19 protein-coding genes and 1 pseudogene are annotated in these 21,549 nt (G+C 59.6%); 14 read left to right on the top strand and 6 right to left on the bottom strand.

Annotation, left to right across the window (positions count from 1 at the left end; translation table 11 throughout):
• Nucleotides 1–7: 7 nt before the first annotated feature.
• The 14 genes and pseudogenes from AR306_RS02095 to AR306_RS02155 all read left to right on the top strand — a co-directional run bounded on the left by AR306_RS02095 (nucleotide 8) and on the right by AR306_RS02155 (nucleotide 14,353).
• A complete protein-coding gene (locus AR306_RS02095; protein ID WP_101495896.1) occupies nucleotides 8–1,393 on the top strand; it encodes a PelD GGDEF domain-containing protein in 1,386 nt (461 codons plus the stop codon).
• Nucleotides 1,386–2,396 (top strand): hypothetical protein, encoded by a 1,011-nt coding sequence (locus AR306_RS02100; protein ID WP_101495897.1) that lies wholly within the window; start codon nucleotides 1,386–1,388, stop codon nucleotides 2,394–2,396. The genes AR306_RS02095 and AR306_RS02100 overlap by 8 nt, the downstream gene beginning before the upstream one ends.
• Nucleotides 2,393–3,931, top strand: a complete 1,539-nt coding sequence (gene pelF / locus AR306_RS02105; RefSeq protein ID WP_101495898.1) for a GT4 family glycosyltransferase PelF — start codon at nucleotides 2,393–2,395, stop codon at nucleotides 3,929–3,931. Before AR306_RS02100 ends, pelF begins: the two co-directional genes overlap by 4 nt.
• 60 nt (nucleotides 3,932–3,991) lie before the next feature.
• The gene (pelG, locus tag AR306_RS02110; RefSeq protein WP_101495899.1) at nucleotides 3,992–5,377 is read left to right on the top strand and encodes an exopolysaccharide Pel transporter PelG; all 1,386 of its coding nucleotides are present in this window, start codon (nucleotides 3,992–3,994) and stop codon (nucleotides 5,375–5,377) included.
• Nucleotides 5,378–5,382: 5 nt separating this feature from the next.
• Nucleotides 5,383–6,249 carry an endo alpha-1,4 polygalactosaminidase gene (locus AR306_RS02115; protein WP_101495900.1) on the top strand — a complete coding sequence of 289 codons (867 nt, stop codon included), beginning with the start codon at nucleotides 5,383–5,385 and terminating at the stop codon, nucleotides 6,247–6,249.
• Between the two features lie 190 nt (nucleotides 6,250–6,439).
• Nucleotides 6,440–8,161: pseudogene (locus AR306_RS02120) on the top strand (ribonucleoside triphosphate reductase); the annotation flags it as partial.
• 227 nt (nucleotides 8,162–8,388) lie between these two features.
• The gene (gene nrdD / locus AR306_RS02125) at nucleotides 8,389–8,541 is read left to right on the top strand and encodes an anaerobic ribonucleoside-triphosphate reductase (protein ID WP_101495901.1); all 153 of its coding nucleotides are present in this window, start codon (nucleotides 8,389–8,391) and stop codon (nucleotides 8,539–8,541) included.
• Nucleotides 8,542–8,544: 3 nt separating this feature from the next.
• On the top strand, nucleotides 8,545–9,234 hold the full coding sequence (locus AR306_RS02130) for an anaerobic ribonucleoside-triphosphate reductase activating protein (RefSeq protein WP_101495902.1): 690 nt from the start codon (nucleotides 8,545–8,547) through the stop codon (nucleotides 9,232–9,234).
• Between the two features lie 176 nt (nucleotides 9,235–9,410).
• On the top strand, nucleotides 9,411–10,721 hold the full coding sequence (locus AR306_RS02135; protein WP_101495903.1) for an MFS transporter: 1,311 nt from the start codon (nucleotides 9,411–9,413) through the stop codon (nucleotides 10,719–10,721).
• 132 nt (nucleotides 10,722–10,853) lie between these two features.
• Nucleotides 10,854–11,639 carry a sulfite exporter TauE/SafE family protein gene (locus AR306_RS02140; protein WP_101495904.1) on the top strand — a complete coding sequence of 262 codons (786 nt, stop codon included), beginning with the start codon at nucleotides 10,854–10,856 and terminating at the stop codon, nucleotides 11,637–11,639.
• 9 nt (nucleotides 11,640–11,648) lie between these two features.
• Entirely contained in the window at nucleotides 11,649–12,443 is a 795-nt protein-coding gene (lgt, locus tag AR306_RS02145) for a prolipoprotein diacylglyceryl transferase (protein ID WP_101495905.1), read from the top strand.
• Nucleotides 12,440–13,234: a thymidylate synthase gene (locus tag AR306_RS02150; RefSeq protein WP_101495906.1), complete on the top strand. Its 795-nt coding sequence runs from the start codon at nucleotides 12,440–12,442 to the stop codon at nucleotides 13,232–13,234. The genes lgt and AR306_RS02150 overlap by 4 nt, the downstream gene beginning before the upstream one ends.
• A gap of 134 nt (nucleotides 13,235–13,368) precedes the next feature.
• Nucleotides 13,369–13,746, top strand: a complete 378-nt coding sequence (locus AR306_RS13125; protein WP_133539688.1) for a hypothetical protein — start codon at nucleotides 13,369–13,371, stop codon at nucleotides 13,744–13,746.
• Between the two features lie 121 nt (nucleotides 13,747–13,867).
• Entirely contained in the window at nucleotides 13,868–14,353 is a 486-nt protein-coding gene (locus AR306_RS02155; protein ID WP_101495907.1) for a cupredoxin domain-containing protein, read from the top strand.
• A gap of 81 nt (nucleotides 14,354–14,434) precedes the next feature.
• On the opposite strand, the gene AR306_RS02160 is transcribed toward AR306_RS02155, so the two are convergent.
• The 6 genes from AR306_RS02160 to AR306_RS02185 form a co-directional block, all read right to left on the bottom strand.
• On the bottom strand, nucleotides 14,435–15,409 hold the full coding sequence (locus AR306_RS02160) for a calcium/sodium antiporter (RefSeq protein WP_101496102.1): 975 nt from the start codon (nucleotides 15,407–15,409) through the stop codon (nucleotides 14,435–14,437).
• Between the two features lie 113 nt (nucleotides 15,410–15,522).
• Nucleotides 15,523–16,470, bottom strand: a complete 948-nt coding sequence (locus AR306_RS02165) for an adenosine deaminase (RefSeq protein WP_101495908.1) — start codon at nucleotides 16,468–16,470, stop codon at nucleotides 15,523–15,525.
• Nucleotides 16,471–16,755: 285 nt separating this feature from the next.
• The gene (locus AR306_RS02170) at nucleotides 16,756–17,577 is read right to left on the bottom strand and encodes an enoyl-CoA hydratase (RefSeq protein ID WP_101495909.1); all 822 of its coding nucleotides are present in this window, start codon (nucleotides 17,575–17,577) and stop codon (nucleotides 16,756–16,758) included.
• 231 nt (nucleotides 17,578–17,808) lie between these two features.
• Nucleotides 17,809–19,002, bottom strand: a complete 1,194-nt coding sequence (locus AR306_RS02175; RefSeq protein ID WP_101496103.1) for an acetyl-CoA C-acyltransferase — start codon at nucleotides 19,000–19,002, stop codon at nucleotides 17,809–17,811.
• 2 nt (nucleotides 19,003–19,004) lie between these two features.
• A complete protein-coding gene (locus AR306_RS02180) occupies nucleotides 19,005–19,772 on the bottom strand; it encodes an SDR family NAD(P)-dependent oxidoreductase (RefSeq protein WP_101495910.1) in 768 nt (255 codons plus the stop codon).
• 10 nt (nucleotides 19,773–19,782) lie between these two features.
• On the bottom strand, nucleotides 19,783–21,465 hold the full coding sequence (locus AR306_RS02185; protein ID WP_101495911.1) for an AMP-binding protein: 1,683 nt from the start codon (nucleotides 21,463–21,465) through the stop codon (nucleotides 19,783–19,785).
• Between the last annotated feature and the right edge of the window lie 84 nt (nucleotides 21,466–21,549).

Raw genomic sequence — 21,549 nt, forward strand, 5'->3', positions numbered from 1 at the left:
GTGCGTCATGCAACCGGAATCTTACGCGCCGGCACAGCCCCGGCGCACTACGGACGTGACACGTAGCGTCTGGCGACTTGGCCGGTTGCTGGCGCCTTCGGTCAAGTGGCCGGTGACCATACTGGAAACATTGCTGGGCACCCTGCTGGTTGTGGGCTTCTGTTACTGGCTCAGGCCGGCAGATCCGTTGCTGACGGGGGCCGGTTTCCCGTGGATCTGGCTGGTACCGCTGGTGTTCGCGCTGCGTTACGGCAGCCTGTCGGGCCTGTTTTCCGGCATGCTGTTGCTGGGGGTCTGGTTCATGGTCATGGCTCCGGCTCCGGCTCCGGCTCCGGGCGGGGTGTTTCCGACCCTGTTCTTTGTCGGCGGTTTTCTGCTGACCATTGTTGCCGGTTACTTCAGCGATATCTGGTCAACACGGATCAAGCACATGCAGGGGGTCAACGATTATGTCAGTGACCGCCTGTCGGTGCTGACCAGCAATCATTACCTGTTGCGCGTCTCCCATGAGCGCCTGGAGCAGGAGCTGCTGGCCCAGCCGTTCACGCTCCGGGATGCGGTGGGCTTTCTGCAAAGACAATCTGCGGTGCAGGGCATGGATGAGGCACTGCCGAACATGTCCAGCGTGCTGGAGTTCGTTGCCCTCAACTGCCAGCTGGAAACGGCTTCGGTTTACGCCGTGACCGGCGGACAACTTTCTGCGCAAGCGGTTGCCTCGATTGGCAATGGCTGCCGGCTAAACCCGGACGACCCGATGCTGCGCGAGACGCTGGAACACAGGATGCTGGTCCACCTGCAGGAGCTGGATAGCCGGGAAAGCGAGTATCTGGCATGTGTGCCGATGAAGAACTCGCGGGACGAGCTCAGGGGTGTGCTGCTGATCCAGCGCATGCCTTTCCTGGCAGTGAGCAAGGACAACCTGCAGTTGCTGATGACATTGCTTGGTTATTACATCAACGGGCTGGAAAGTGCCCACCTGATCGGCAGGGTGCAGCAGCATGTGCCGGGCTGTCCTGCTCCGGTCGCACTGGAGCTGGCACGTCTGGCGCAGTTGCAGTTCGAGACCGGTGTGCGCTCATCATTGCTGGTCATGGCGTTTCCGGCCAGTGGCGTGGCCGAGTCGCTCCATGACGAGATGGTGCGCCAGCAGCGATTGATGGACATGCTGTGGACTTTTTCCACTGAACGGGCGCGAATTGCAGTGATGCTGCTGCCGCTGGCCGGTAACAAGGGGGTGGACGGTTACCTGATGCGGCTGGATGACATCCTGATGCGGCAGTTCAATACCGGACTGGCCGGTGCGGGGGTCGCGGTACACGCTGCTCATATTGACAATAACCAGCCGGGAGAAGCCCTGGCCGGATTGCTGCGACGGTGTGAAGATCATGGTTAGGGCAATTTTTCTTGTCGCATTCTCGCTGCTGGCCATCCTGTTGCAGGTGGCGGCCATCATGGCACTGCGCGGCGCCGTTAGCGGCCTGGACCCGATGCTGGCGTTCCTGGCCTTGCAGGTGCTGGCATCGCTGTCCCTGGTGCTGGTTGCCGGACCGGTGATCATGCGTCATTACCACCGGACCACAGGCTGGCTGTACCTGTATGTGTTTGTCGGCTGCCTGTTCATGCCGGTGGTCGGGATGCTGGTGTTCTTCCTGTTGTGGCTGATGATCGCGTTGCTGGGCTACAGCTTTGTTCCGCTGGCTTCGGCCAACCGGATCGAGCCTCCCGGTTTTGTTGCCAGGCTGGTCCGGGGCATGGTCTATGGCGGCGGTACCCGGATCAGGGCGCGACTGGAAAATCCCGATAGCAGCGACAGTGATCGCATGGCCGCGATGACGGCCTTGCAGTCCATGCCGATCCACCTGACCGAGGAAGTGTTGCGCAACCTGTTGAGCGACCAAAAGGAAGAGCTGCGGCTGCTGGCCTATGGCCTGATGGACAGTGCCGAAAAAGGCATCATGGAGGAAATCGCCAGGACCCAGCAGAAGCTTGAGAAAAATGGCCTGGCCGGAAAGGAGGAGGGCTACCTGCATGCCCGGATGGCTCAGCTGTACTGGGAGCTGATCTATCAGCGGCTGGTTGCCGGTGATGTGTATCAGTATGTACTGGACAGGGTCATGGAGCATGCCCGTTTTGCTGTCAGCATTGACGAGGAAGAGGGGCAGATGTGGTACCTGCTGGCGCGCTGCTCTCTGCTCAGGAAACAACCGGAACAGGCTGCCCATTACCTCGGGCATGCTGCCAGACATGACTTCCCGCGTGAGCGCTTGTTGCCCTGGCAGGCCGAAGCGGCTTTCCTGCAGCGCAATTTCACCGATGTGCGCCGCCATCTGGCCAGCGTCGATTACAGCCTTGCAGCCGCCCAGCTGCAGCCCGGCATACGATTTTGGACGACATGAATATGTTACAGCGAAAAGCCGACATGGTTGACGTGATGTTTCTGCTGGAGGGAACCTTTCCCTATGTTTACGGCGGGGTCTCGGCATGGGTCAACCAGATGATCAGGACCTTTCCCGACACCAGTTTCGGGATAGTATTTCTGGGTGGACGCAAACAGGATTATGCCGAGCCCCGCTATGAGCTGCCCGACAATGTCCTGCATTTCGAGGCACATTACATTCATGAACAGGGTGCGGCGGTCGAGATCAGGGGCAGCAAGGGTGACCGCAAGGCATTTGCCAGCGTGGCCGACCTGCATGACCGTTTGCGCAGCGGGGACAGTCTGGATGATATCGGCGGCCTGATCCGTACCGTGCTGCCGATGATGAAGAAGGGCGGCAAACTGGACGAGCAGCAGTTTCTGCACAGCGAGGAGTCGTGGAAGCTGATCACCAACCGCTATGAGGAATACTCCACCGACCCGTCGTTCACCGATTATTTCTGGACCGTACGCATCATGCACAAGCCCTTGTGGCAGCTGGCCGAGCTGGCCATGAGCGTTCCCAAGGCCAGGGTTTACCATACGGTTTCCACCGGCTATGCCGGGTTCCTCGGGGCCTTGCTGCATTACCGGAGCGGTAGCCCGTTGCTGGTGTCCGAGCACGGCATCTACACCAAGGAGCGCAAGATCGACTTGTTGCAAAGCCGCTGGATTCAGGACAATCGCAGTATTTTCGAGAAAGATATCTCTCGCTCCGGTTATTTCCAGGAGTTGTGGGTGCGGTTTTTCGAGAAGATGGGCCTGATGTGTTACCAGGCCGCAACCGAGATTGTTGCCCTGTATGAGGGTAACCGTCAGCGGCAGATTGCCGACGGGGCGCCAGCGGAAAAAACCCGCTGCATTCCCAACGGTATTGATGTCGAGCGGCTGGCCGTGTTGCGCGAACAGCGGGAGCCCGGTATTCCGGCCGTGGTCGGCCTGATCGGCCGGGTGGTACCGATCAAGGATGTGAAAACCTTTATCCGCACCCTGTTTGTCGCGAAAAAGGAACTGCCTGACATTGAAGGCTGGATCATCGGCCCGGAAACCGAAGACCCGGCCTATGCGCGGGAATGCCACGAGCTGGTGGTGAGCCTGGGCATGCAGGACAGCGTGCGTTTTCTAGGTTTTTGCCGTATCGAGGATGTCCTGCCCAAGCTTGGGTTGCTGGCGCTCAGCTCGATCAGTGAGGCGTTGCCGCTGGTCGTGCTGGAGGCCTTTGCCGCCGGTGTACCGGTCATCACCACCGATGTCGGCTCCTGCCGTCAGCTGCTCGAAGGCGGCAATGATGAAGACCGCGCCCTGGGCGCTGCCGGTGCCGTGGTGCCGATTGCCAGCCCGGAAGCCATGTCGGCTGCCATGGTTGAGCTGCTGACCGACAGTTTACGCTGGCGTGCGGCACAGCAGGCGGGCATTGCACGGGTCGAGCGGTTTTATCGCGACAGCCTGATACTGCAGGAATACTGCGAACTCTATCAGCAGCTGCTGGCACAAAGCCCGGAGCAGCCTGCCTGACCCGCAGGCCCAAGACTATCGATATCCGGCATGACCGCCGGATCAGCAGGAGAATCAACAATGGCCGGCTTGCACCTGCAATTGCAGAAGATATTGAGCAGAGACAGTTTCAGCAGCACCTTGTGGGCCTACATGTATGCGGGTATCAACAGCGCAGGGCCGCTGATCCTGTCCATTCTCGGGATTCTTGTCCTTGGCGGCATCAGCCTCTGGGCGGTCGACCGGCCGGTACATATCATCCAGTTCTATGTGTCCGTCACCTACCTGTTCGCCTGCAGCCTGGTGATTACCGGTGCCGTGCAGCTGTATTTTACCCGCTATATTTCCGACCGGCTGTTTGACCGCTGTCAGGAGTGCATCCTGCCCAGTTTCAATGCTATCTGCCTGGTCACCACGGCCGTCACCGGCAGCCTTGGCCTGATACTGGCCTTCACCCTGTTCCGGCATGAGTCGGCGTTGTACCGCATGCTGATGCTGTCGGGATTTGTCATCCTCAGCAACATCTGGATCGGTGTCACCTTTCTGGCCAGCATCAAGCGCTATGGCACCATCATCAAGGGGTTCGTATTGGGCTATGCGGTGGTGCTGCTGGTCGCTTACATCCTGGCGGGCAAAGGCCTGAACGGTCTGCTGGCGGGCTTTGTCACCGGGCATTTTGTCCTGCTGCTGTTCCTGGCCCTGCTGATCCACCGCGATTACGACTCGGAAACCTACATCTCGGCGGACATCTTTGACCGCAAGGCGTCCTATCCGGTCCTGATTCTGGTCGGCCTGTTTTTCAACGCGGGCGTCTGGGCGGACAAGTTCATGTTCTGGTTTTCCGAGGCGGGCCACCAGGTGATAGGCCCGCTACATGCCTCGGTGATTTACGATATTCCGGTATTCATTGCCTACCTGTGCATCATCCCGGGCATGGCAGTGCTGCTGCTGCGGGTGGAGACCGAGTTCATCCAGAAATATGACGCTTTCTATCATGCGGTACGCCAGGGCGGTGCTCTGGGCGAGATCCGCATGTGGCGCAACGACATGGTACTGGCCGCACGCAGCTGCATTTACGACATCTTCAAGGTACAGGCAATGGTGGTGCTGCTGATTTTCGCCTTCGGCGACAAGCTGCTCAATGCCATTGGCGTCTCCAGCCTGTATTTCCCGATGCTGAAGGTGGACGTGATCGGCGTCAGCCTGCAGATGGTCCTGCTGGGGATCCTCAACTTCATGTTCTATCTGGACAAGCGCCGGCATGCCCTGCTGCTGACATTCCTGTTCATGTTTCTCAACATTGTCCTGACCCGGGTTTCGCTGGAGCTGGGCCCGGCCTATTACGGTTACGGCTTCGGCGGTGCCTTGCTGCTGGATGTGCTGCTCGGCATGTTCCTGCTCAATGGCCGTTTCGAGCAGCTGGAGTACGAGGTGTACATGCTGCAAGACAACGCCGGCACGGCCTGAGCGTCATGAGTCTGGCCTTGTTCAAGTTTCTCGCCGGCAGTGCCCTGATCGCACTGGCGCTGGGCGGCTGCGTTTACCGCATGGCACAGCAAGAGCCTGCCGATACGGCGTCTGCGTTGCACAGTATTGCCTTCTACTATGGTGACCGCCCCGACTGGACAATGCTGGACAGCTATCAGATGGCAGTTCTGGAGCCAGAGCACGATTTTGACCTGTCAGGACGCGCCAACACGCAGTGGCTGGCCTATGTGAGTGTCGGCGAGGCACTGGAAAGCCGGGCGTATTATGCCGATATCCCGCAAGAACTGATCCTCGACCGCAACAGGATCTGGCGCTCCATGGTGATTGATGTCGCCCGCCCCGAATGGGCTGATTTTCTGCTGGAAAAAGTCTTCACGCCGATTGTCGAACAGGGCTATCAGGGTTTCTTTCTGGATACCCTGGATTCCTACCAGCTGGTGCATGGAAGCGGGGCGCGTGGCAATGCCAGTCGTGCCGGTCTGCAGCAGCTGATCCACCGTCTGAAACAGCGGTGGCCTGAGCACCATATCATCCTGAATCGTGGCTTCGAGCTGTTTCCTGCTGTGGCCGAAGATGTGTTCGCTCTGGCGTTCGAGTCCCTGTATCAGGGCTGGGACGAAGCGGCCGGCGAGTATGTCGAGGTATCACACAGGGACCGGGAATGGCTGTCGGCACAGGTCGGACATGCCCTGCAAACCCGCAAGATTCCCGTGATTGCCATTGATTATTGCGACCCTTCCTCTCCTGATTGTACGTTGCGCACCCTGCGCAAAATCCGCGCCCGTGGCTGGGTGCCCTTTGTCGCCGATGGCGGCCTGGTACAGCTGAACAGCCTGTCCGCCACCCACTGAATCCTGCCGTGTTTCGCGGCCGGATCTTATCTCCGGCCTGCAGGCCCCGTGAATGCTGGTTCTCGCTCCGGTCTTGATTTTGGTCAATTCTTTCTGCAAGGCAAGCTCTTAATATCCACCACATCTTGTGTTTAGAGTGTAGCGATACACCATATATTGTGTAGGGATAAGCATGACAAGCCAGCAGAATCAAGCCGCCACGCAGCACCAGCAGGTCGATGTGGCCTCGTCCATCAACGAATATCTGGAGCGCCAGGACTGGCGGGTCAACGCCAATGCCAACCAGGGTTACTCACTGGGCGGGATGATTCTCAACGTGTCCGGCAAGGTGACGGCCAACTACTGGCTCAACGAGGTGTACAGCCCGGAAATCGGTGCGGCACACCGCAACGCGGACCTGCACATCCATGATCTGGACATGCTGGCCGGCTATTGTGCGGGCTGGTCGCTGCGTACATTGCTCAACGAAGGCTTCAACGGCATTCCCGGCCGCGTTGAAGCCGGCCCGCCCAGGCACCTGAGCAGTGCTTTGGGCCAGATGGTCAACTTTCTCGGCACGCTGCAGAACGAGTGGGCCGGCGCCCAGGCGTTCAGCTCCTTTGATACCTACCTGGCGCCTTTTGTGCGCAAGGACCGGCTCGACTACCAGCAGGTGCGCCAGTACATCCAGGAATTCATCTACAACCTCAACGTGCCTTCACGCTGGGGTACGCAAACACCCTTCACCAACCTGACTTTCGACTGGGTCTGCCCGGAAGACCTGCGCGAGCAGATTCCCTATATCGGTGGCGTGGAAATGCCGTTCGCCTATGGCGACCTACAGGAAGAAATGGACCTGATCAACCGTGCCTATATCGAAGTGATGCAGGCCGGTGACGGGCTAGGCCGGGTGTTCACCTTCCCGATTCCGACCTACAACATCACTAAAGATTTCCCCTGGGACAGTGAAAACGCCGATCGGCTGTTTGCCATGACTGCCCGCTACGGCCTGCCGTATTTCCAGAATTTCATCAACTCCGACATGGAGCCCAATCAGGTACGTTCCATGTGCTGCCGGCTGCAGCTGGACGTACGCGAGCTGCTCAAGCGTGGCGGTGGCCTGTTCGGTTCAGCCGAGCAGACCGGTTCGCTGGGTGTGGTGACCATCAACTGCGCCCGTCTGGGCTACCTGCACAAAAACGACCTGCCCGGCCTGTACGCCCGGCTGGACGAGCTGATGGACATGGCGCGTGACAGCCTCGAGGTCAAGCGCACTGTCATTCAGCAGCATATGGACAACGGGCTGTACCCCTATACCAAGCGCTATCTGGGCACCTTGCGTAACCACTTCTCCACCATCGGCGTGAACGGCATGCACGAAATGCTGCGTAACCTGACCGGTGACCGCGAAGGCATGCATACGGAGTCGGGCCGTCAGCTGGCGCTGGAGGTGCTGGATCATATCCGTGCCAAAATGGTGCAGTACCAGGAAGAAACCGGCCATCTGTACAACCTTGAGGCAACCCCGGCCGAAGGCACCACCTACCGCTTTGCCAAGGAAGACCAGGTGCGTTTCCCGGATATCCTGCAGGCCGGCTACCCGGATGCCCCCTACTACACCAACAGCTCGCAGCTGCCGGTCGGCTATACCGACGATGCCTTTGAAGCGCTGCTATTGCAGGATGAGCTGCAATGCAAATATACCGGTGGCACTGTCTTGCACCTGTACATGAACGAACAGATTTCCTCGGTGGAAGCCTGCAAGAATCTGGTCAAGGCCTCTCTTGGCCGCTTCCGCCTGCCTTACCTGACCATTACCCCGACCTTTTCCATCTGCCCGGTGCATGGCTATCTGGCCGGCGAACATGAATTTTGTCCGCAGTGCGATGCGCAGCTGGAAGTCGAGCTGGAAAAAGAAGCTGCAACTGCATGATATTAAATCTGAAAACACTGTGCATGCTTCAAGAATGGTTACACCAGTATTTTAAACTTGCTCCGTTGATTGCACGGAGTTTATAGCGCTATCGGAGTCTGGGTATTGCAGGGCCTTGGCCGCCATGGATGGCGGCTTGGAGCTTACAAGGATGTACTTGCAGCGTCCCTGCAGTACCCAGACTCCGGTGGCGCAGACACAAGCCTCAACCATAAAAGGAAAGTAAAATGAACACATCTAATCTCCCCGAAGAACGCCGCCAACGCTGCGAAGTCTGGACCCGCGTCATGGGTTACCACCGCCCGGTCAGCGCCTTCAACAAGGGCAAACAGTCCGAGCACCGCGAGCGTCAGCACTTCACCGAAAGCGCCAGCCGCTAAACCATGCCCATCCAGATCGGCGGCATGGTGCCGCTGACCACCATCGACTACCCGGATCACCTGTCCTGTGTGCTGTTTTGCCAGGGTTGTGCCTGGCGCTGTCACTACTGTCACAACCCGGAGCTGATCGCTCCGGTCGGTGGCTCGACAGTTGATTGGGACGAGGTACTGGCCTTTCTGCACCGGCGCCAGGGCCTGTTGCAGGCCGTGGTGTTCAGCGGTGGCGAGGCCACATTGCAACCGGGCTTGCCGCTTGCCATGCAGCAGGTGCGCGAGCTGGGCTTCAAGGTCGGCTTGCATACTGCCGGCATCAAGCCGGCAGCGCTGGAGCGGGTGCTACCGCTGTGCGACTGGGTCGGCTTTGACGTCAAGGCGGCACAGGGTCAGGTCGACGGTATCACGCAAATCATCGGCAGTGATGCCGCTAACTGGCGTAGCCTGGACCTGCTGCTGGCCAGCGGGGTGGCATACGAATGCCGTACCACCGTGCACTGGAACCTGCTGCAACCGGACGACCTGCGCCTGCTGGCCCGCCAGCTGCAACAAAGGGGGGCACGCACCTTCATCGTGCAGCCGGCCCGTGACGGCAAGATGCTGACGACGGATCTTGGCCGTCAGGATCTGCCATCCGGCCTGCCTGAACTATGGCAGGAACTGAACACAATGTTCGGGCACTTTGCTGTGCGCCATTAACTGGCGTGATGGTTAGCCGGGCCATGCACCAGTACCACAAGGCCATAACACAAACTGGCAGTTTGTTGATTTCTGCCTGACACCGTACACTGGCTGCACAAAACAATCTCACATTCACTGGACAGTATCGGTCGTGATAGCGGTCGATACTGTGTTTGGTCGTTCCTGGATTTGCCATGTCCATTTTCAAGTCGTATCGCGGGTTGTATTTCGCCACTTTCCTGATGCTGTTGGGTACTGGTCTGCTTAGTACTTACCTGGCGTTGCATGTGGCCGAGCGGGCCAGCAGTGTCTGGGTTGGCGCGCTGATGACCTCGTTCTATCTGGGACTGGTTGGCGGCGGCAAGAAAGGGCACCGTCTGATTGCCCGGGTCGGACATATCCGTGCCTATGCAGCCGCGGCCGGCATTGTCTGTGCGGCCGCCATCATCCATGGCCTGACCGATAACCTGTGGCTCTGGCTGGTGCTGCGGATGCTGGTGGGTGTCGGCATGATGTGCATGTACATGGTGGTGGAGAGCTGGCTCAACGAACAAAGCACCAGCGAGAACCGTGGCAAGGTATTTTCCGGCTACATGATGGCCTCCTACCTCGGCATGGTGGTCGGCCAGTTGATGCTGGCGAGCTTGCCGGAGCTTGGCATCGAGCTGTTGTTGCTGGTGGCCCTGTGTTTTTCCCTGTGTCTGGTGCCGGTGGCCCTGACCCGGCGCATTCACCCCGAGCCGCTGACGCCGGCCTCGCTGTCCCCCCGCTATTTCTACCAGCAGGTACCCATGGCAATGTTCACCACATTGCTGGCCGGTGCGGTGGTGGGTGCCTTCTACGGTCTGGCCCCCCTGTATGCCAGCCGTATCGGCATGGATACCCGGGATGTCGGCCTGTTCATGGCGGCCTGCGTTGCCGCCGGTTTTCTGGTCCAGATGCCGCTGGGCCGCCTGTCGGACACCTTTGAACGGCCCAAGCTGATCCGCCTGCTGAGTGTGTTGCTGCTGCTGGTTGCCGCGCCGCTGGCGGTGGAAACGGTGTGGCCGCACTGGGTATTCTTTGTCGGTGGTGCAGCCACTTGTGCCTTTGTGTTCAGCCTGTATCCGCTGGCGGTGGCCTTTGCCAATGACAACATTGAGCCGGAAAAACGTGTTTCACTCGCGGCCGTGCTGCTGGCGGTATTCGGTGCCGGTGCCAGCATGGGCCCCCTGCTGGTCGGCAGCCTGATGCGTGGCATGGGACCCAACATGCTGTTCGTGTTCTTCTGTGTCAGCGCCGGGCTGATCGCACTGCGTGTGCGCCCGCAGCTGAAGACGCCGGAAACCGAGGTGCCGGAAGAACCGGTCGAGCACCTGGCGATGCCCGACGGTCTGGCCAGCTCGCCGCTGGTGGTGGCGCTGGACCCGCGTATCGAGGAGGAACAGGTGCAGGAGCACATGGTGGAGATCCCGCTCGAAGACGGCCCCGACCTGGCTGCAGAAACCGAAGAGCAGCACTATTGACCAGAATATGGGCGTGACAAGGCTCGGGCTGTTTTCAGGCTATCAGGGATATCCGCTCGTGATCTGGTCGGCAGATGCTGTCCGGGCGTGTAGAATGACCCACTTTGCCGGACAAGACAGGCTGGATTGATTGTGGAATTGGTATTGTATTTAGTGGTTGGCGCGCTATCTGGTGTGTTGGCCGGACTGTTCGGAATCGGTGGCGGTCTGATCCTGGTACCGGTGCTGGTGTATAGCCTGACGGCGCAAGGAATCGGCGTCGATGTGTTGACTCACATTGCTGTGGGAACCTCGCTGACAACTACCATATTTACCTCCGTCAACTCGGTGCTGGCGCACCAGAAGCACAAGGCGATCCTGTGGCACCTGGTACGACCGATCAGTATTGGTGTGCTCGGGGGGGCAGCGCTGGGAGCCATGACGGCCTCAATGATCCAGGGGCCGATGTTGCAAAAAATCATTGGCGTTTTTGCCCTGACGATGGCGGTGCAGATGGCCTTCAACCTGACCCCGAAAACCCGCAAGCCGCCGCCCGCATCGCCTGGTTTGCTGGCCGCCGGTGGCGTGATTGGCTGGGCCTCGGCGATTTTCGGTATTGCCGGCGGCTCGTTGACCGTGCCCTTCCTGGTCTGGCGCAGTACCGACATGAAAAAGGCGGTGGCCACATCCTCGGCGTGCGGCGTGCTCATTGCGCTGGCAGCGGCGGTGGGCTATGTGGTAACCGGCTGGCACGCCGAAGGACTGCCCGAGTGGAGTACCGGCTTTGTCTACTGGCCGGCTGTGGTTGGCATGGCCACCACCTCAATGCTGTTCGCCCGCGTCGGTGCAAAACTGGCACACCGGCTTGATCCGTTGCTGCTCAAGCGCCTGTTTGCGCTGATGCTGGTGATCGTTGGTCTCAATTTCCTGCTTCAGTAAGGCACACGCATGCTGCAATACCCTGCAATTGATCCGGTAGCCATTGCTGTCGGACCGCTGAAAATCCACTGGTACGGCCTGATGTATCTGGTCGGCATCGGTGCTGCCTGGTGGCTGGCCAAGCGCCGGCTGGCGCAGTTTGATCCAGCATGGACAAAAGATACCCTGTCCGACCTGGTGTTCTGGTGTGCGCTGGGCGTGATCGCCGGTGGTCGGCTGGGCTATGTGCTGTTCTATGACCTGGCGTCTTACATCGCCAATCCCGCTTTGGTGTTGCGCATCTGGGAAGGCGGCATGTCCTTCCATGGCGGCTTTCTTGGCGTGCTGATCGCGGTGCTCTGGTTTGCCCGCAAGCATAAAAAGCCGTTCTGGGCGCTGATGGACTTCATTGCGCCGCTGGTGCCGATCGGGCTGGGCGCGGGGCGTATCGGCAACTTCATCAATGCCGAGCTCTGGGGCAAGGTATCTGATGTGCCCTGGGCAATGATATTCCCGACCGACCCCATGCAGCTGCCGCGCCACCCGTCGCAGCTGTACCAGTTTGCGCTGGAGGGCGTGGCACTGTTTGTCATTCTCTGGCTGTATACGCGCAAACCAAGACCGACCATGGCGGTGTCCGGCCTGTTCGCCCTTTGTTACGGCGTATTCCGCTTTATCGTTGAATTTGTCCGTGTGCCGGATGCCCAGCTGGGTTATCTGGCGTTCGACTGGCTGACCATGGGCCAGATCCTGTGCCTGCCGATGATGGCGGTGGGTATTTTCCTGATGGTTTTGGCGTATAAGCGCCAGGAGCAGCCTGCATGAAACAGTATCTCGACCTGATGCGCCATGTGCGCGACACCGGTACCGACAAGGCCGACCGTACCGGTACCGGCACCCGCAGCGTTTTCGGCTACCAGATGCGCTTTGACCTGGCCGACGGCTTTCCGCTGGTGACCACGAAAAAGTGCCATTTACGCTCGATCATTCACGAACTGCTATGGTTCTTGCAGGGTGATACCAATATCAAATACCTGCAGGACAACGGCGTGCGCATCTGGGACGAATGGGCAGATGAAAACGGTGATCTGGGCCCGGTCTATGGTTACCAGTGGCGCAACTGGCCGGCACCCAATGGCGAGTCCATCGACCAGATCAGCAAGCTGGTGCAGATGATCAAGGCCAACCCCGACTCGCGCCGCCTGATCGTCTCCGCCTGGAACCCTGCACTGGTCGATGACATGGCGCTGCCACCCTGTCACGCGCTGTTCCAGTTCTATGTTGCCGACGGCAAGCTCAGCTGCCAGCTCTACCAGCGCTCGGCCGACATCTTCCTTGGCGTGCCCTTTAATATCGCCAGCTATGCTTTGCTGACCCTGATGCTGGCGCAGGTATGCGACCTGCAACCGGGCGAATTCATCTGGAGCGGCGGCGACTGTCACCTGTATTCCAACCACATGGAGCAGGTGGAAGAACAGCTGTCACGCGAGCCTTTCTCGCTGCCGACGATGAAGATCAATCCAGACGTGAAGGATGTATTTGCCTTCCGTTTTGAGGACTTCGAGCTGTGTGACTATCAGGCACACCCGCACATCAAGGCACCCGTAGCGGTTTGATTTTTCTTTATGCGGTATGCAGGGTGCTGACTGGTGACCGCGCTGCAGCTACGCAGCACCCTTAATGATGAGATCAACTTGGCTACGCATAATCACCATGTTTTTAAAACCCGTTTTGTCTGCAGAGCGCTTTCATGCTTAAACAGTTACGCCTTGTATTCCTCGCGCTTGCCTTCGGGTTTATCCCGCTGGATGGTCTGTTGGCGGCGGAATATCAGAATACTGATGTGCCTGTTTGTGAACGCTCCTGCCCCTCAACACCGCTTTTCGAACTGCAGCCTGCAGATTCAAGCCCGCCCTCTTCACAATCGACATATCTCGACACTGCGCACGATACGGAACAATGTCCGGGCAATTGCCTGTACCAGCAATGTACCGGCTGTAGCGCTGCATTGAACAATCCAGGCCAGGCCAACTGGCCTGTAGCCCCCGGTCAGAATGCCGAAACGGATACCCGGCTTGTTACCAGCTTCAACAACCGGATCGAGCGTCCTCCACAACTGCTTTCATAACCCCGCAGCGGCTTTGCCGCACCTTTGCTTGCTATCTAAAGCAACGCGCAAGGCGCTGGCCATGGATGGTCATGCTTGAGCGCATCTGTATGAAAGTATCAGTTTTTAGTGGAGACACATCATGAATTTCAAAACCGTCAGCCTCGCCCTGTCTGCAGCTTTTCTGTCCACCAGCCTGCTGGCCAACCCTGCTGAAGAAGCGCACGGTCATGATCACGAACATGGACATGCCGTCTCACCTGCCGGAGTGCCCGGCACCCCTGAGCAGGTCAGCCGGGTGATCAAGGTCGATGCCTACGACAGCATGGAGTTCAAACACGAGCCCATTGTTGTCGAGGACGGCGAAACCATCCGTTTCGAGATCACCAACCATGGTGTTCTGACGCACGAGTTTGCCATTGGTGACAAGGAAGAGCACAAGGAGCATCAGATCATGATGCGGGAGATGCCGGACATGCAGCACGATGATCCCAACGTGGTCACGCTGGAGCCTGGCGAAACCCGCAGCCTGGTCTGGACCTTTGCCAAGGCGGCCGATATAGAAGTTGCATGCAACATCCCCGGCCACTATGAGGGCGGCATGCGCAGCCAGGTTGAGATCAAGTAACAGCTGAGCAGACCAGGTTCCGGTATCTGGGCACGCCAGCTACCGGAACCTCTCGCCAATATTCTCTGCAGTGCAGCCAGCTCAGGCTGTTGCGGGAATGGCGGTAGAAATCAGATACAGGGTATAGCCGCAGTAACAGATCAGCAGAAGCAGCCCTTTGAAACGTCCCAGGCTGCCCGCTTTGCGCAAACCAAAACCCAGTACCAGCAACGCCAGCGTCAAGCCGGCCATGACCGGAATATCGCGGCTCAGCACCTCGGCAGCAACCGGCATCGGCCTGATGGTTCCGGCCAGGCCAACCACTATCAGGGTGTTGAACAGGTTCGAGCCCAGAATATTGCCCAGGACGATATCGTGTTCCTTCTTGCGGGCTGCGGCAATGGAGGATGCCAGCTCCGGCAGGGAAGTTCCTATCGCCACTATGGTCAGGCCGATCAGCAACTCGCTTACGCCAAAGCCGACAGCAATCTTGACCGCGCCCCAGACCAGTACCTGGGAGCTGAGCACCAGCAGCACAAGACCGGCCACCAGCCAACCCAGGGCCACGCGAATCGTCATGCCGGTCGGATCGGAAGCCGGTTCGGTGGGTCGCAGCACAGTCGATCTCGAACGTAGTGAAATCAGTACGTTCCAGGCCATCAGCAGGCCGAATACGAGCAACAGTGCCACTGCTTCAAGGCGGCCAAGCCTGCCGTCCTGGATCAGCCAGAAGGTGAAGGCAGTCACCGCCAACAGGATCGGCAGCTCCTTGCGCAGTACCTGTCTGGATACGGTAATGGGATAGATCAGCGCAGATACACCAAGAATCAGCGCAATATTGGTGATATTGGAGCCATAGGCGTTACCCAGCGCGATATCCGGGCTGCCCTGCATCGCGGCCAGCACGGATACCGCCATTTCCGGTGCGGAGGTGCCAAAGCCGACCACCACCATGCCGACCAGCAATGGCGCCATACCGTAGTATTTTGCCGTTACTACAGCCCCATCAACAAAGCGGTCGGCACTCCAGACCATCAGGACCAGACTCAGAACAACAGCGATAAATGCGATCAACAAGGGCAGTACCCACAGCAAAAAAACGGTGCCGTATTATGACAGGGCTGCCCTTTTCGCGCACCCTGTTTTCAGATTTTTACTGCAGCATGTCTGGCATGGGACATGCAACGGTATCAGGCCAGCCGCGCCTTGAAACTGTTGGCAGCCAGCTGTTCTGCCTGCTCTTTGGTCATGCCCAGATGCTCGTGCAGCGCCATATAGTTTTCTGTCACATAGCCGCCGAAGTAGGAAGGATCGTCCGAGTTGACCGTTACCAGTAACCCCTGCTCCAGCATCTGCAGAATCGGGTGCTCGCTCATGTGCTCATAGACTTTCAGCTTGGTGTTGGACAGCGGGCAGACCGTTAGCGCGATCTGCTCGTCAATCAGTCGCTGCACCAGTTTCTGGTCTTCCCAGGCGCGCACGCCGTGGTCGATACGGTCCACCTTGAGCACATCCAGCGCCTGCCAGACGTACTCGGGCGGCCCTTCTTCGCCTGCATGGGCGACAGCCAGCAGGCCCTCGCTGCGCGCCTTGGCAAACACATTGGCAAACTTGACCGGCGGGTGGCCCATCTCGGAGCTGTCCAGCCCCACGGCAAAGAACTGGTCACGGAACGGCATGGCCTGCTCCAGCGTGGCAAAGGCCTGCTCTTCGCTCAGGTGACGCAAAAAGCACAGGATCAGGCCGCTGCTGATGCCCATCAGGTCGCGGGCATCGGCCAGTGCCTCACTGATGCCGCGCATCGGCACCTCGAACGGGATGCCACGGTCGGTATGGGTCTGCGGATCGAAGAAAGGTTCCACGTGGAGCACGTTCTGCTCCTCGCACTTCTTCAGGTAGGCCATGGTCAGGTCGTAAAAGTCCTGCTCGGTCTGCAGCACGTTGGCGCCCTGATAGTAGATGTCGAGGAATTCCTGCAGGTTGTTGAAGTTGTAGGCACTGCGGACTTCATCCACCGAGTTCCAGGGCAATTGTATGTTGTTGCGCTGTGCCAGCTCGAACATCAGATCGGGCTCCAGTGAGCCTTCCAGGTGCAGGTGCAGTTCGGCCTTGGGCAGGTCGTTAAGCCAGTTGTACATTGGGGTATCTCGTGTTTGGTGATTTGTGTACAGGATACCGGAGAAAGGTCTGTTGAAGTGGGTTTGCACTGTGATTGCTGTGGCGGGTTTCACTGGGTTCCAGGGCGGCTGTTCTGTGACCGGTCTCATCTGCTGCGGATCCGGCTGGTATAACGCAGATCTTACTGGCGGCTTACAGCCGCCAATGTATGCAGTTAAAACCGATCGGTGCCAGGCAGCCTGTTGGCAAGCGGGGTTATGCGGGGCATACAAACCGGCAAATGGCCAACAGGCTGAATCTGCCGGTTAGCAGTTTTGCCACTGTGCCTTGCGCTTTTCCAGAAAGGCGCTGACGCCTTCGGTGGTGTCCTGCGCATCGAACAGGTCGACGAACAGCTCACGTTCCAGTGGCAGCCAGTGGTCCGGCCCCTGTGTGCGCGCACCTTGGATCAGCGGCTTGATGGCGCGAACCGCGACCGGGCTCTGGTTGCCGACTTTCTCCGCCAGTGCCAGCGCCGCATTCAGCGCCTCGCCCTTGGCAACCACTTCCTCGACCAGCCCGATGCGTTCGGCGGTGGCGGCATTGATGCGCTCGCCACAGAGCATCATGCGTTTGGCCCAGCCTTCGCCGACCAGCCAGGGCAGTTTCTGGGTGCCGCCAGCGCAGGGCAGCAGGCCGACAGTGGCTTCGGGCAAGGCCATCTGTGCCTGTTCTTCGGCAATGCGGATGTCACAGGCCAGAGCACACTCCAGTCCGCCGCCCATGGCATAGCCATTGATGGCGGCGATGCTGACGCCGCGGTAGTTGCTCAGGGCTTCAAAGGCTGCGCCGAAGCGCTGAGCCATTTCCCGCGCCATGGCCTTGTCGCCACTGGCAAACAAATTCAGGTCGGCACCGGCGCTGAAGAATTTCTCGCCAGCGCCGGTGATCACCAGGGCGTAGATATCATCGTCCTGGTTCAAATGCGCAACCAGTTGTTCGATGCCGCGCAGCATGCCGGCGTCCCAGGTGTTGGCTGAGGGGTTGTTCAGGGTCAGCAGGGCGGTATGGCCGATTTTTTCCACTACCAGTTTGTTGCTCAGTTGCAGCTGTTGGGCGCTCTGATAGGTTTCCAGTTCTTGAGACATTGAAGCTCTCCTTGTTGTGAAAATAATATACATACAGCGTAGCGGTGTGATGTCTGTCGCGCAAAGACGCCGCGAGTACATCCTTGTAGGCTCTGTGCGACCATCCATGGTCGCACAAGCTTTGCGCTGACAGATATCACACCGTCCGGCCAATTTTGCGCAAATGGCCAGGCAAATCTGATTGATATGACGGTTCAGTTACAAGCTTAAAATCGCTATTGGGGCTTGGCTTTATACCTGACAAAGCTCGATCGCCATGGCCGTCGCCTCGCCACCGCCGATGCAGACGGCGGCCACGCCGTAACGCTGCTTGCGCTGTTGCAGGGCGTTGATCAGGGTGACCAGTATGCGGGCACCGGACGCGCCGATCGGGTGGCCCAGCGCACAGGCACCGCCATGGACGTTGACCCGTTCGGGATCCAGTTGCAGCTCCTGCATGGCAATCAGGGTGACCACGGCGAAAGCTTCGTTGATTTCGAACAGGTCCACCTGCTCAAGGTTCCAGCCGGTACGCTGCATCAATGCATTGATGGCACCGACCGGAGCGGTGGTAAACAGGTGCGGCTCGGCGGCGTGGCTGCTGTGGCCATGCACAATGGCCAGCGGTTGCAGGCCGCGGATACGAGCCTCGCTCTGGCGCATCAACACTAGCGCCGCAGCACCGTCAGAAATCGAGCTGGCGTTGGCCGCGGTGATGGTACCATCCTCGCGAAAGGCCGGGCGCAAGGCGCGAATCTTGGCCGGGTCTGCCCTGGGCGGCTGTTCGTCCTGGCTGACGCTAACCTCGCCGTTGCGGGATTTGACCGTGACCGGAGTGATTTCGCTGTCAAACACTCCGCTGTTGATCGCCTGGCAGGCACGCTGCAATGAGCGTTCGGCAAAGTCATCCTGCTGCTGGCGGCTGAAACCGTAGTCGGCGGCGCTGTCTTCGGCAAAGGTGCCCATCAGGCGCCCCTTGTCGTAGGCGTCTTCCAGTCCGTCGAGAAACATGTGGTCGCGTACCTGCTGGTGGCCCATGCGGTAACCCTGACGGGCCTTGTCCAGCAAATAGGGTGCGTTGCTCATGCTCTCCATGCCGCCGGCCACCACCACGCCAGCACTGCCGGCGAGCAGGGCGTCATGGGCCAGCATCACTGTCTGCATGCCCGAACCGCACATCTTGTTGACTGTGGTACAGGGTGTGGCGGTTGAAAGCCCGGCCGCCAGTGCCGCCTGGCGCGCTGGGGCCTGGCCCAGACCGGCCGACAGCACGCAGCCGAAGAATGCTGCATCGACCGCTTCTGTTGGCACGCCGCTGCGCTGCACGGCGGCAGCGATTGCCTGCGCACCGAGTTGCGGCGCGCTCAGCGCGGACAGACTGCCCTGAAAGCCGCCCATGGGTGTGCGTGCCATGCCGACAATGACAACCGGGTCCTGAATCTTCATGGTCATTTGATTCCCATCCGTAGCGCGCCGTCAAGGCGGATCACCTCGCCGTTGAGCATGCTGTTTTCGATGATGTGCTGCACCAGTGCAGCGTACTCGTCCGGGCGGCCCAGCCGGGGAGGAAAGGGAACGCCGGCGCACAGGCTGCGGCGTACTTCCTCGGTCATGCCGGCCATCATCGGGGTTTCAAAGATGCCCGGCGCAATGCACATGACCCGGATGCCGGCCCGGGCCAGCTCGCGTGCGGCCGGCAGGGTCAGGCTGGCAATCGCCCCCTTGGACGCGGCATAGGCAGCCTGCCCGAGCTGGCCGTCAAAGGCGGCCACCGAGGCAGTGTTGATGATCACGCCGCGCTCGCCGCCGGCGTCCGGAGGATTGTCGGCGATATGGCCGGCCACCAGTCGCAACAGGTTGAAGCTGCCGCCAACATTGACCTGCAATACCCGGTTGAACAGCTCCAGGCCATGCGGGCCATCGCGGCCGAGGATGCGGGCACCGGCAACGATGCCGGCGCAGTTGACCAGGCCATGCAGGGCACCGAAGTGTTCGCGAGCTTGCTGCAGTGCTTGCTGCGCCGCATCCGCGTCGCAGATGTCCAGTGTCAGACCCAGCGCATGCGCTCCGAGTGCATCAGCCTGCTCCGCTACCGCTTGCCGGTTGATGTCCAGCAGCACCACCTGTGCGCCCTGTTGCACCAGATGGCGGGCGGTAGCAGCACCAAGTCCGGAGCCGGCGCCACTGACAACAAAGGAATGTTGGGCGATTTGCATGCAGTTTTCCTTAGCCGTTGGCGGCCTGACGGGTCTGTTGTTCATTGGTCCGGTTGATTTCCTGCTGGCGCAGGATGAAACGTTGCACCTTGCCGCTGGGGGTCTTCGGCAACTCGTCCGGGAACTCGATTTCACGCGGGTAGGCGTGGGCGGCCAGGCGGTTGCGCACATGCAGGCGCAGCTCCTCGGCCAGCTCCGGCGTGCCCCGGTAGCCATCCTGCAGGATGATGAAGGCCTTGATGATCTCGGTGCGTTGCGGGTCCGGTTTGCCGACCACTGCGGCCTCGACCACGGCGGGATGCTCAAGCAGCGCGCTTTCCACATCGAAGGGGCCGACGCGATAACCGGAGGTGGTGATGACGTCATCGGAACGTCCGACAAAGCTGATGCTGCCGTCATCGTTGAGCTCGGCGGTGTCGCCGGTCAGGTAATAACGGCCACGGAACGCGGTGGTTTCCATGTCCTTGTAGCCCTGGAACCAGGTCATCGGCGACTGCTCCAGATCAACCGAGAGGATGCCCGGCTGGCCGGCGGGCAACTCGGTCAGGGTCTCTTCGTCGAGCACCACCACACGATGGCCGGGTGACGCATAGCCGGCCGCCCCCATGTGTACGGGATGCTCCAGGTTATGGTGATTGCACAGCACCATGCCCAGCTCGGTCTGGCCATAGTGGTCGTTGATCTGCACGTCAAGGTTGTCGGCAAACCAGCGGATCACTTCCGGGTTGAGCGGCTCGCCGGCACTGCTGACCACGCGCAGCTGGTCTTTCCATTCGTGGGCGACCTTTTCACCGGCGGCGATCATCATGCGGAACACCGTGGGCGCGCCGGCCAGATTGTTGACCTTGTGCTTTTTCGCGATGGCCAGGCTGCGGTCGAGGTTGAAAATGCCGTCTACCGACAGCACCGGCACGCCCATCGACATCGGCCCGGTAATACCGAAGTACAAACCATAGGCCCAGCCGGGGTCGGCCACGTTCCAGAACGAGTCATCCATGCGCAGGCCGACCGCGTCGATGGCGTAGCGCTGGAAAGCGACAATCGCCTTCAGTGGTACCTGCAGGGGCTTGGCCAACCCGGTGGTGCCGGAGGTGAACATCAGCAGGAAGGGATCGTCGCCACTGCGCATGACGGGGGCAAAGTCGGTGCTCTGCCCCGCCATTTCCTGCCAGAAGCTGAAGTCGCCACGGGCAATGCCGGTACCTTTGCGGCCGGCCACCGTCACCACGTCAGGGCAGTTGTCGACCTCTTCCAGCTTGGCGCGGTTGTTGGCATCGCTGACCACCAGCCGGGCACCCGAGGTGTGCAGCCGGTGCTCGATGGCTTTGGGGCCGAACGCGGTAAACAGCGGCTGATAGACAGCGCCGATACGCCAGGTACCGAGAATGGTGATCAGCAATTCGTGGCTGCGTGGCAGCAGGCCGGCAACCACATCCCCGGCACCAATGCCCTGGCTGGCGAGGAAGTTGGCAAACTGCGCGGCCTGATCCTTGAGTTCGATGTAGCTGTGGATGCTGGACGTGCCGTCGGCATTTTCCTGCAGCAGGCCGATGCGGCCGGGCAGGGCATGGCGGTCACAGCATTCGTGACAGGCATTCATGGCATCGAGACTGCCGCTGATGGCATTGCGCACGGTGGCGGCGTAGTCGAAGGTTTTAAAAGCGTCGAAATAGTCGTGATTGACGGGGTTCATGGCTGACTCCTGGCAAATTATTATTGTTGACAGTGCAAGAGGTACGCCTTGATGGTCGGCTTGAAGCCAGAGACAAAACAATAG

This window comes from Thiopseudomonas denitrificans (genome assembly GCF_002866065.1).
GTDB classification, from domain to species: Bacteria; Pseudomonadota; Gammaproteobacteria; order Pseudomonadales; family Pseudomonadaceae; genus Thiopseudomonas; species Thiopseudomonas denitrificans.

Excerpts from the sequence above, each read along its gene's own strand:
- AR306_RS02095 (WP_101495896.1), top strand. The coding sequence starts at position 8 with ATGCAACCGGAATCTTACGCGCCGGCACAGCCCCGGCGCACTACGGAC.
- AR306_RS02100 (WP_101495897.1), top strand. The coding sequence starts at position 1,386 with ATGGTTAGGGCAATTTTTCTTGTCGCATTCTCGCTGCTGGCCATCCTG.
- pelF (WP_101495898.1), top strand. The coding sequence starts at position 2,393 with ATGAATATGTTACAGCGAAAAGCCGACATGGTTGACGTGATGTTTCTG.
- pelG (WP_101495899.1), top strand. The coding sequence starts at position 3,992 with ATGGCCGGCTTGCACCTGCAATTGCAGAAGATATTGAGCAGAGACAGT.
- AR306_RS02115 (WP_101495900.1), top strand. The coding sequence starts at position 5,383 with ATGAGTCTGGCCTTGTTCAAGTTTCTCGCCGGCAGTGCCCTGATCGCA.
- nrdD (WP_101495901.1), top strand. The coding sequence starts at position 8,389 with ATGAACACATCTAATCTCCCCGAAGAACGCCGCCAACGCTGCGAAGTC.
- AR306_RS02130 (WP_101495902.1), top strand. The coding sequence starts at position 8,545 with ATGCCCATCCAGATCGGCGGCATGGTGCCGCTGACCACCATCGACTAC.
- AR306_RS02135 (WP_101495903.1), top strand. The coding sequence starts at position 9,411 with ATGTCCATTTTCAAGTCGTATCGCGGGTTGTATTTCGCCACTTTCCTG.
- lgt (WP_101495905.1), top strand. The coding sequence starts at position 11,649 with ATGCTGCAATACCCTGCAATTGATCCGGTAGCCATTGCTGTCGGACCG.
- AR306_RS02150 (WP_101495906.1), top strand. The coding sequence starts at position 12,440 with ATGAAACAGTATCTCGACCTGATGCGCCATGTGCGCGACACCGGTACC.
- AR306_RS13125 (WP_133539688.1), top strand. The coding sequence starts at position 13,369 with ATGCTTAAACAGTTACGCCTTGTATTCCTCGCGCTTGCCTTCGGGTTT.
- AR306_RS02155 (WP_101495907.1), top strand. The coding sequence starts at position 13,868 with ATGAATTTCAAAACCGTCAGCCTCGCCCTGTCTGCAGCTTTTCTGTCC.
- AR306_RS02165 (WP_101495908.1), bottom strand. The coding sequence starts at position 16,470 with ATGTACAACTGGCTTAACGACCTGCCCAAGGCCGAACTGCACCTGCAC.
- AR306_RS02170 (WP_101495909.1), bottom strand. The coding sequence starts at position 17,577 with ATGTCTCAAGAACTGGAAACCTATCAGAGCGCCCAACAGCTGCAACTG.
- AR306_RS02175 (WP_101496103.1), bottom strand. The coding sequence starts at position 19,002 with ATGAAGATTCAGGACCCGGTTGTCATTGTCGGCATGGCACGCACACCC.
- AR306_RS02180 (WP_101495910.1), bottom strand. The coding sequence starts at position 19,772 with ATGCAAATCGCCCAACATTCCTTTGTTGTCAGTGGCGCCGGCTCCGGA.
- AR306_RS02185 (WP_101495911.1), bottom strand. The coding sequence starts at position 21,465 with ATGAACCCCGTCAATCACGACTATTTCGACGCTTTTAAAACCTTCGAC.